General features: G+C 41.2%; 1 protein-coding gene. It reads right to left on the bottom strand.

Features of this window, described 5'->3' with window-relative positions; all coding sequences use genetic code 11:
• Positions 1 to 2172, bottom strand: a 2172-nt coding sequence (locus V7D82_RS13685; protein WP_333601508.1) for a PKD-like domain-containing protein, incomplete at both ends; no start/stop codon positions are given.

The following is a 2172-nucleotide window of genomic DNA, read 5'->3' as shown; positions in this document are numbered from 1 at the left end:
GGTCCTAAATTGTTTCGTATAAGTCCTGCTGTACTTCCATCACTCCAAACTAAGGCAACGGGAGCTATTCCTCCGATTAGGTTTAAATTAATACTTCCGTTGTGTGCTCCATTACAGGTAACATTGGTAACTATAGGATTTACAGTAAATATTGGAGCATCTGGAATATTGATAGTTTGGGTTCTGACACATCCTACATTATCAGTAACTGTGATTGTATAATTTCCGGCCGATAGGTTGCTCTGAGTTAAACCAGTAGCCAAATTACTCCATTGAAACTGATAAGGTGGATTACCACCTGCTAATGTTACTGCCAACGAAGCATTATTGGCGCCATAACATGTAATAGGTGTAGTTGTATAAACAATTGCTATATCTGAAGATTGTGTTATACTCACTGACAGATTTTTGGAACAACCATTATTATCCGTTACTATGAGGTTATAATTCCCAGCCGTTATATTACTTATGTTTTGAGTATTGCCAGTATATCCGTTAGGGCCCGTCCATGAATAAGTATAATTTAGTCCTGTCGAATTTGGAGTGCCTCCAGTCACATTAACCGCAATGGCACCTGTAGCTGCTCCATAACACAATACATTAGTTTGACTTACCAAACTTACAACTAAAAGAGGCGGTTCTGTGATGGTAAAAGTGGCCGTTTTTGGACCACAATTATTGACATCCGTAACAGAAACCGTATAAACTCCCGGAGCTAGATTAGAAATATCTTCAGTTACCGCAAAAGGATTGCTATTTTTAGTCCAAGTGTAACTGTAGCTTCCAGTACCTCCCGTTACGGTAATATTTATACTTCCGTTATTGGCATTATAACAAGTAATGTCATTTTCGTTATTCACAGTGATTACAATATCCGTGGGTTCGGTAATACTATAAGAATTGGTATAAGGACAGCCTCCAGCATCCGCAATTGAAACGGTATAAGTGCCGGGAGACAAATTGGAGATGGCGGTTGCTGTTGATGTATAACCATTAGGTCCTGTCCAGTTAAGCTGATAAGGACTGCCCGAGCTAAAAGGTATTCCTCCTGTTATGTTGGTAGTAATAGAAGCTATATTAACCCCAAAACAGCTATTGTTAGTAGCAATTACATTGGGATTAATAGAGGGGTTTACAGTAACGGTAACCGTAAAACTATTCCCGACACAAGTCCCGGAGGTTGGAATTACAGTATAGGTTACGGTGGCCGGACTCGTTGTAGTATTTATTAATGTCTGACTTATATTGGATTGTGGTACTGTTTGTGCTGAAGCACCAGTAATCGACCCGGCAGGATTTATGGTTGGTGCAGACCAGGTATATGTGGTGCCAAGAGGTATAATATTCCCCGATGTAGTTGTTGGGGTAACTGTAAAGGTAGTACTGCTGCATATGGTTGTGGTTTCTGATGCTATAACCGGATTTTGATTAATAGTTACCTCAGCCGCCGCCGTTGTAATTAAAGAGCAGGGACCAACTAGTGTTGGAAAAGTGACATTACAATAATAGTATACTGTGCCTGCCGGGGTAGCCGGAGGGTTAAAGGTAGCATTAGTGGCACCTGAAATAGGGCTTCCTCCACTATTAGAATTGGTTGTATTAGCATACCATTGATAGTTAGGTGTTCCGGCTCCATTAGCATAGGTCAATGACAATGTGGTTGGTGTTGCCCCCAAGCATATCGTGCTGGATAGAGGTTGATTTACAACTGCCGGAGCCAGATTTACAGTAACAGTTGCAACAGCACTAGTCACATTACAACCTGTACCGGTAGGTTGTGTTATCAAACAGTAATAATACTGGGTTCCTGCAGTATTGGTTGGTGGTATGTAAGTACTATTGGTTTCTCCAGCAATTAAAGTCCCAGAAGCTGTATTGTTTACTGTTGAACTATACCATTGGTAACCATAAGTAGTACCAATACCACCTGAGGCTACCACAGCTAATGTAGTGGCTGGTGAATTTTGACAAACCGTTTGTAGCGCTATGGGTTGAGTGGTAACAGTAGGGTCAGGAACAACATCTACTTGCGCTATCATACTAGTCACATTTGTACAACCACCGCTACCGAAACTAATGACTACATAGTAATAGTAAGTGCCTGAAACTGTATATGCAGGTGGAGTGTAACTTGGTGAATTAGCTCCTACTGCGGTACCTCCCGTTGTAGTA

Source organism: Flavobacterium sp. (assembly GCF_036741995.1).
Classification (GTDB): Bacteria; Bacteroidota; Bacteroidia; order Flavobacteriales; family Flavobacteriaceae; genus Flavobacterium.
The sequence above is the reverse complement of the archived record's forward strand: the minus strand, read 5'-3'. Positions and strand labels throughout refer to the sequence as shown.